Below are 9,044 nucleotides of genomic sequence, written 5' to 3' on the forward strand. Positions count from 1 at the left end.
TTATGCTATGAAAAAAGGGCTTGATCATTAGGTTCTTTGATGTTTTACCATAATTGATTTAGGAAAGATACGGAGTTGATTAGGATTGAAACGGATTGGGCAGGGACAGACAGCGGAAATATTCAGACATGGTGAAACTTCAATTTTGAAACTTTTCAGAGAAGATTTCTCTGCGGAAGCGATTCAGCATGAGTTTGATAATACTCGAATCGTTTTGGAACTTGGAGTTAAATGCCCACAAACAATTGATATGGTGACGATCAATAATCGTAAAGGTATCATATTTGAGTTGGCTAGTGGAAGGACACTTTTGGAAGAGATGATTATTAAACCATGGTCCATTGAGCGCAGAGCAAGGCAGATGGCAGCACTTCATCATCAAATACACCAGCAATCGGGTGAACGGATTCAACAAAAGCATAAGACTGTATTAGAGAAGAATATATCAAGCGCAAGTGATCTATCGGACATTGAGAAGCAACAGATTATGGACTATGTACATAGTTTGCCGGAAGGCAGATCTCTATGTCATGGGGATTTCCATCCCAATAATGTGATTACAGGCAAAGAATCCTGGATCATAGACTGGATGACAGGCGCATCGGGCTGTCCAGCAGCAGATGTGGCAAGGACGCTAGTGTTATTAAAATACGGAAATTTGCCCAAAGGAGCTCCATTGATGATGAAAGTTCTGCTGAAGATAATCAAAAGCAGGATGAGTAAAGCGTATATCGAGTATTACTTGTCCCTCTCAGGCATGGACATTCGCGAGATACACCGATGGGTTCTTCCCATTGCTGCAGCCAGACTAACGGAGTGGATACCACCTGAGGAGAAAAAAGATTTATTGGATTACATTCGTAATCAGCTTAAAAAATTTAATACAACTTAGATTAAGATTTGGAATGAATGTATAGCACAGTACTTGTCAAAACCGTCCGAAAAACAATCAGGAGGTTAACGATAATGGATTTCCAACTACGTTCTGTTGTTTCTTATGATATGGTCGTCCGTGAAAAAAAACATCTATTTGACTTGTCTCTCAGAAGACAGATTGCCATATTTGAGGTTATGGATGCATTGGAAATCAGTGTGTTTAGCAAAACGGTACAGGTTAAGGCAGGGGCTGTGCTGCTGGCAAATAAAATAAGACTGCAAAACTACGATAAACCTGTTCTGAAAATGAGAGGTATTATTTTTGGATCGGATCTGCTTGAGCGACTGCCAAGCTGTCACATATTAAGTGAGAATGGTAGTAAACACTATGATCTTGCTGTAAGTCTGTTGAACCGAACGGTAGAGAGTAGAGAGGACATCGAAATAGCTGAAAGAGATTTTCTTGAAGTATACTCCAGTTACTATCAGACGAATCTGGCTAATATGATGCGACCGGAAACGGATCGGGAGGACTCGGTCAAACGGAACTTGGTCATGATATGCAAGTATATCCAAAACAATTATGAGAAGCCAATTACTCTGCAATTTCTGGCGGATATGGTTGGTTATAATCCAGTGTATCTGTGTAATCTGTTTTCTAAGGTTTTCAATGTTTCGCCACTGAAGTATCTTCAGCAGATTCGGGTGGATAAGGCACAGGAGTACGTAACCAAGACGGATCTTCCAATCTCTGAAATTACGACGAAGCTAGGGTACAGTTCTAGTACACAATTTAGTGCAATGTACAAGAAAAAAGTAGGCAAAAGTCCGACCGAACATCGCAATCAATTCAGAAGCAACAAGGGAGATTTGCCCCTATCTATTCAATCTACATAATGTATTCAATAACACAGAAAATATTGTATTTTTTTACGTAAAATGATAAATTACGATAAAAATAAGAATACGAGGAATGATAGGGCTAATGAAGAAAATTCAACTTTTTTGTTTGCCTCATGCAGGTGGATCAGCCATGATTTTTCATCGCTGGAAATCATCTTTAAGCCCTTTTATTGACGTAATACCGATCGAATTAAAAGGAAGAGGCGCTCGGGTGGGGGAACCATTCTATGAAAGCTTTGAAGAAGCGATTGAAGATATCTACCCCACGGTTTCCTCACTAATTCATGGGCCTTATGCTATTTTCGGACATAGCATGGGAAGCTGGATGGCGCTCGAACTATATTACCGACTTGCACAGTCAACGAAACAATTGCCTGAACATATGATGCTTTCAGGCAATCGTGCACCCCATATTTTCAAGGATGAGAATATTCACACATTACCAGACGAAGAGTTCAGAGAGACGATTCAGAACATGGGTGGAACGTCGGATGAGGTCTTTACTAATAAAGAGCTCTTTTCGTTATTTGCACCTGTACTTAGAGCCGATTTCAGGATTGTCGAACTCTATCGTTTTCAGCCTAAACCTTTCAAGGTTCAGAGTGATATTACCGTGTTAACTGGCAGAAGCGATACCCGAGTGAAATCTAGCGATCTGATCGGATGGAAAAAGTACGCTGGTTCACAATGTGACATTGTCAAATTGGATGGAGGGCACTTCTATATCCAGGAAAATATTCAGGAAACAACGAGAATTATAAATGAAAAGCTGCAACCTTACGTAATCTAGTTGACAAGGAGTGTGTTCCAGTTATGAGCATGGATAACTTGGCTCAATTATTTAACTCCCTTGGTTCAGTCACAGACAGAGGTATTACTTTTCTGAATGGCAGCAAAGAAGAAAAGGTTGTATCGTACCAAACCCTTCTGCAATCAGCCAAAATCCGATTAGGAGAACTTCAAGCATTTGGGATGCAGCCGGGTAATGAATTGATCTTCCAACTGAACTCGGAAGAAGAGTTTATTGTCACCTTTTGGGCTTGCACGCTTGGAAAAATCATACCGGTTCCGATTACCGTAGGCGGAAATCAGGAGCAAAGAATGAAGCTTTACAATGTGTGGAGAACGTTGAACCATCCGTTTATTGCTGCTGATCAGGATCTCACGGAAAGCTTGGACAAGTTTGCCCGGAAGAATGGATTGGAAGAGGTTGTCCGCGAAATGCATGCCCGAATCTTTATAGTACAGGGCATCTCGAACGTACGAGAGGAACCTATTGTTGAGGGAATTGAAGCTAGCATCCAGCCGGATGACATAGCCTTTATCCAATTTTCTTCAGGTTCTACAGGACAAACCAAGGGTGTAGTAATTACACACCGCAATGTCATGATAAATATACAAGCTATGAATATAGCAACCCAAATCTCCTCTAACGACCGTTCTTTGAGTTGGTTACCCCTGACCCATGATATGGGTCTGATTGCGTTTCATCTTACAAGTACCTTCCAAGGTCTGCAACAGTTTATTATGCCGACTTCCTTATTCATCCGTCACCCTACATTATGGTTAACCAAAACTTCTGAACACCGTGTCACCCAACTATATGCTCCGAATTTTGCTTATAAATATTTTCTGGATTCATATAATCCACTAACCTTTTCATCAACCGATTTGTCTTCGGTACGTTTTATTATGAACGGTGCTGAGCCGATATCTCCGGCACTTTGTTTCAAATTTTTGGAGGCGATGAGTCCTTATGGACTGGCTTCCAATACAATGCTGACGGCGTACGGCTTGGCCGAAGCAACCGTTGGTGTTTCCTTTGGTAACGTCGGTGATTTGACTTGTTATGTACTGGACAGAAGATATTTGGTGACCGGGAAACCATTCATAGAAGTTGAACCGGGCTCAGAACATGCTGTTTCTTTTGTGGAAGTAGGCAAACCGGTTCAATACTGTGATGTACGAATATGTGATGATTATGATAAGCCGGTCGAGGAATTGGTGCTGGGCAGTATTCAAATTAAAGGATTGAGTGTTACGAGCGGTTATTACAACAATGCGGCAGCTACGGAAAAAGCAAGTACAGCCGATGGATGGATTCGTACTGGAGATATTGGATTTATGAATGATGGCGCAATAGTCATTACGGGCAGAACCAAGGACATTATCTTCATCAATGGTCAAAACGTATATCCGCATGATATTGAACGTGTAACGGAGGAGCTGGAGCAGTTTGATCTGGGGAAAGTCGCTGTATGTGGTGTCTCCAATCCACTTACAGGATCGGAAAGCGTTGTAATGTTTGTACTGTATAAAAAGGACTTGCCATCTTTTGTTCCAAGAGTTGGAGAAGCCAAAGCACATATTCAGCAGCGGATGGGGATTGAACTCAAGTCTGTGCTACCCATTAAGCAAATTCCTAAAACGACGAGTGGAAAATTTCAACGTTACAGGCTTCAGGAGCGGTACGAATCAGGAGAATTTAGTGAAATGGAACAATCCATTCAGAGCATATTAAGCCATATGCAGGAGATCAAAGAAGTACAACCAGCCAGTGATCATATCGAACAAAAGCTGATTGAGATTGTTGAGTCCGTAGCGGGACTTAGGAATGTCGGAGTAACGGACAACCTGGCTGAAGCTGGATTCGATTCGCTAAAAGTAACGCAGATTCATCAGGCAATCGATGATGCATTTCCAGACAAAATGGCAATTTCCAGCTTGTATTCACATACCTCTATTGTCTCATGGGCGAATCTGATCAGACAAGACAGAGTGGAACTGGAGCCTGTACGGATGGATCGGAGCTTTTTCCATACGGATCGAGGTTACGAAGCCTTGTCGTATCAATTCACTCTCCCAGCTTCATTGGTACAGGATATGCGACTGATTGCACAATCTGAAGCGATCAGTATTCATGTATTGGCATCAGCTATGTATGCTTACTTGTTACAGACTTTGTCAGAACAACCCTCTATTGATATGCACGTATCCTATGGTACAGCGAGAATGATCACACCTGTACGATTGAATTTCGATCAATACAAGACAATGAAAGAGCTCTTTCAAAATGTTCATCAACAGATCATAACCACGCCTTCGGATCGAGTGTTTCCCGTCGAGCAGATGAGCCAGATCAGAACAAGCAGCACGGAGTGGGCAATTATTCCTTTATATGGTGAACAGCATCTGTTCAAGGCATCGGACGATGTACTGAACTATTATGATCTGATTATCCTAGTGTCGGACGAAGGTGATATTCTGCAGTGCAATTGTCGTTTTAATGGACGTAAATTAAAACAGAGCCGTGTGAAGCGTCTTATTGCCAATTATGTGAGAGGACTTCAACTATTGGTACAACCGGAATTGAAATGAGATTTCATAGGGGGACGGCCATGCTTGATCAATTGTTCGACAGAGAGCAATGGGAAGAAGAAGATGACCAGGATACCACTAATGAACTGGATATAACAACGTATAATAGACATGATATAGCTGTTATAGGTATCGGTGCAAAGTTGCCGACCGGAGAGTCGCTGGATGAATTTTGGAAGATGCTTGATTATGGAATTGATTGCATACGGGAATTGCCCAATCATCGAAAGGGCCAGTTGGATCAATACTTGCTTCACAAGCAAGGTTCATTGGAGCATGTACGTTATTTGAACGGAGCTTATCTGGACGAAATCGATGAATTTGATTATTCCTTCTTCCGTATGAGTGCACAGGAAGCCAAGCTGATGAGTCCGGTCCAACGATTGTTTTTGCAAACGGTATGGCGTGCGGTTGAGGATGCAGGTTATGGTGGTGACCGCTTGGCCGGAAGTTCAACAGGGGTATATGTGGGTGTAATCGGAGATCAAGAAGGTTACAAGTACAAACAGATGGTCGAGGAATTAAGTCCGGACATGTTACCAATCGCCACCGTAGGCAACCTTTCGTCTATCATTCCTGCGAGAATTGCGTATCTACTTAATCTGACGGGGCCAGCTATGGTTGTAGATACAGCATGTTCTTCTTCGCTGGTTGCTCTGGATATGGCAGTACGTGCGTTACGTGAAGGAAGTTGTGATATGGCTATCGCTGGAGGGATCAGGCTGAATATGATTCCACTGGATAAAGAGTATTACAAAATCGGTATTGAATCCAGTGATGGAACAACAAGAACCTTTGATGAAGATGCCGATGGATCGGGAATGGGTGAGGGTGTAGTAAGTGTTGTACTTAAACCTGTGGAACAGGCATTGCGGGATCATGATCATGTGTATGCAGTCATAAAAGGCACAGCTGTGAATCAGAATGGATATTCGGCAGGGATCACAACGCCCAATGCGGTAGCTCATGAAAAAGTACTGACTCATGCTTGGCGTGATGCTGGAATTCATCCAGAGAGTCTTTCCTATCTGGAAGCACATGGAACAGGTACACTCATTGGGGACCCGATTGAACTGGAAGGTATCCAATCGGCTTTTCGCAGATTTACGGACAAAAAACAATTCTGTGCGATAGGATCGGTTAAGTCCAATGTGGGCCATTTATACGACAGTGCAGGGTTAGCGGGTCTGTTGAAGGCGATTATGGCACTCAGATCCAAACGTATTCCCTCTACACTTCATTTTAATAAGCCAAACCCAAAATTTGAATTTGATAAATCACCAGTCTATGTCAATGTCATTTCAAGAGAGTGGGAAGGAGCGGCCACTCCTCGAAGATGTGGAGTTAGTTCATTTGGGTTAAGCGGCACCAATTGTCATGTTGTACTGGAAGAAGCTCCAAACATATCAGTGGAATTGGGGCGCGATGACCATTATCCCTTTTTGATCTCCAGCGTATCATCCGGAAATCTCTCCAGTCAGGTGCAATCATATGTGAAGTGGATCAAAGAGAACCCGAAGGCCGATGTGAGGGATGTATGCTGCACAGCAGCTACTGGAAGACAGCATCATGCACACCGAGCGGTGTGGGTGGTCAATTCGTTGGATCAATTGCTGCAGCATTTAAACGACTTTCTTGTAGAACCCAAGACCGGTAAATATGAACAAGATACATTCAGGAAAAGGAATCAGTTATTCACTACAGAAGAACTTATCTCGAACTGGCATATCGAAGGATGCGATAGAGCAACCGTGCTAGAGGAGTTGTGCACACATTATCAAGGCGGTGCTCAGATCAATTGGTCAAGAATCTATCCAGATGTGACCTATAACAAGTTGAGCTTGCCCACATATTCATTTGAGGAGAGTAAGTGCTGGATTGATACTCATCCCGATAATTCGGTACAGACTGAGGAAGAAGCGATGTATTATTCATTGTCATGGAAGCCTTGGAGCGAGATCGGCAAGACTAACTCATCCAGCATCCATAATGTTGAACGTGTTTTATTAATACGAGATGATACACAGCTACATGCAACCCAGTTGGTGAACCAAATTCGTGAAGCTGGAGTAGCAGTTATCGAAGCTATATTGGGAACATCTTACCTTCAACAGGATGCACAGACATATGTAATTCGAAATAACGAGAGTGATTATATCAAACTTTTGCAGGAAGTGTCCTTTGGAGGTCCCTATCGGATCGTGCATATAGCATCACTTGACCATGTAGAAAATAAGGAAAACACGCTGGACAAAGGTCTTATGTCTGTATGGAGACTTACCAAGGCATGCTCACACATCTTTGCAGAGCAGGTTGAGATGATTTTGGTGACAAGCTTTGCTAATGAAGTGACGGGTGACGAGAAAGTTCTGTATCCGGAGAATTCGGCGATGCTGGCTTTCGGACATACGGTACAGCGTGAGATTCAGAATCTCGAATGCTTCTGTATAGATGTTGACCAAGATTGGGATACCTCTCAGTATTTGCGTTACATTTTGGGGCCGTTGGAGAAGAAGTCTTTGGCGATTAGAAATGGACAAGCATATCAAGCTGAATTCGCCCCTGCTGATGTGGGTTCCTTGCCTGATGTTGATATGAACTGGAAAGAAGACGGCGTATACATTATTACAGGTGGACTTGGTGGTCTGGGGATGGAGATTGCTGAACGCTTGTTATCATTTGGACGTATGAATCTGGCTTTGATTGCAAGAACGCCACTGCCCAAACGTCACAATTGGGACATCATTCTAAATGCGAAAAATACTTCACCAGTTCTAAAAAGTAAGCTTCTTCGGTTGCTTGATATGGAGAAACGGGCCGGACAGATGATGTATCTTGGAGCTGATGTTGCCGATGCGGATCAGTTAAGTCAAGCCATTGAACAATTAAGAAGTCGATTTGGTTGTATACGTGGCATCATCCATGCAGCAGGCGTTGGGAGTACACAGCATGCTGACCAGATGACTGAGGAAGAGTTTACAGCAATGCTGGCTCCGAAAGTGAAGGGGGCTCATCTGCTGGATCAGCTGACAGCCGAAGATCAGCCAGATTTTCTAGTCATGTTCTCGTCCGTCGCTACGTTATTCGGTTCTACTGGACAGGCTGCTTATGCCGCCGCGAATGCATATCAGGATGCCTATGCCCCAATGCGGAACCGCAAAGGAATGCGTACGATAACGCTGAATTGGACGACCTGGAAAGAGGTAGGCATGGCTTCCAGAGCCGGGTTTGATTTTGACACCTTATTCAAAGCGATGCCCAAAGAGTGGGCATTGGATCGATTGTTCGAGATAATGGGAAAACAGACCGACCGTCTGCTGGTGGGGGAAATGAACTGGAATTCACCCTATTTAAACATTTTGAATAACTACCACTTTCATCTTGATGCCAGCATCGGACAAAGGTTACAAAAATGGATGAGAATGCCGGAGAGAGCAAAACAAATATCAATGAAGAAGGAATCCGCTTCTTCTGTTCAGATCCCAACGGAAGAGTATGAACTTGAATTGGAATCTTGCGTGGAGATGGACCGGACTATTGCGAATATAGTTGGACCATATTTAGGCATTAAAGAGATGAATGTACATGACAGCTTTTTCGAACTCGGTGCAGACTCTATTATGATTAAGCAGATTTTCTTGAAATTGGACAAAACTTACCCTGGAAAACTCATACTGACCGATCTGTTTGAATATCCAAGTATCTCCAGACTAACTACTTATATGAGCACCACAGAAAAGCAGAAGACTCACCAGTCTCCTCAAAAGGAAACTTTCGAAGAGGAACGGGATACAGATCTTGAGAATCTGTTCGATGAGATCGAACGTGGAGCAATGGATCTGGATGAAGCAATCATCAACCTTCAAAAGATGTAGGGGGACGTGAAG

Annotated in this window: 5 protein-coding genes; all 5 read left to right on the plus strand. The window is 43.0% G+C overall.

Going from position 1 to position 9,044, the window contains the following annotated elements; all coding sequences use genetic code 11:
• Positions 1 to 85 precede the first annotated feature (85 nt).
• The 5 genes from J2Z28_RS11620 to J2Z28_RS11640 all read left to right on the plus strand — a co-directional run bounded on the left by J2Z28_RS11620 (position 86) and on the right by J2Z28_RS11640 (position 9,032).
• The gene (locus J2Z28_RS11620) at positions 86 to 892 is read left to right on the plus strand and encodes a phosphotransferase family protein (RefSeq protein ID WP_211082603.1); all 807 of its coding nucleotides are present in this window, start codon (positions 86 to 88) and stop codon (positions 890 to 892) included.
• 74 nt (positions 893 to 966) lie between these two features.
• Positions 967 to 1,773 carry a helix-turn-helix domain-containing protein gene (locus J2Z28_RS11625; RefSeq protein ID WP_053061648.1) on the plus strand — a complete coding sequence of 269 codons (807 nt, stop codon included), beginning with the start codon at positions 967 to 969 and terminating at the stop codon, positions 1,771 to 1,773.
• Between the two features lie 88 nt (positions 1,774 to 1,861).
• A complete protein-coding gene (locus tag J2Z28_RS11630) occupies positions 1,862 to 2,569 on the plus strand; it encodes a thioesterase II family protein (protein WP_211082604.1) in 708 nt (235 codons plus the stop codon).
• 23 nt (positions 2,570 to 2,592) lie between these two features.
• Positions 2,593 to 5,157, plus strand: a complete 2,565-nt coding sequence (locus tag J2Z28_RS11635; protein WP_211082605.1) for a non-ribosomal peptide synthetase — start codon at positions 2,593 to 2,595, stop codon at positions 5,155 to 5,157.
• A 20-nt stretch (positions 5,158 to 5,177) separates the two neighbouring features.
• A complete protein-coding gene (locus J2Z28_RS11640; RefSeq protein WP_211082606.1) occupies positions 5,178 to 9,032 on the plus strand; it encodes a type I polyketide synthase in 3,855 nt (1,284 codons plus the stop codon).
• Positions 9,033 to 9,044 lie beyond the last annotated feature (12 nt).

The organism is Paenibacillus xylanexedens (genome assembly GCF_017874615.1).
Classification (GTDB): domain Bacteria; phylum Bacillota; class Bacilli; order Paenibacillales; family Paenibacillaceae; genus Paenibacillus; species Paenibacillus xylanexedens.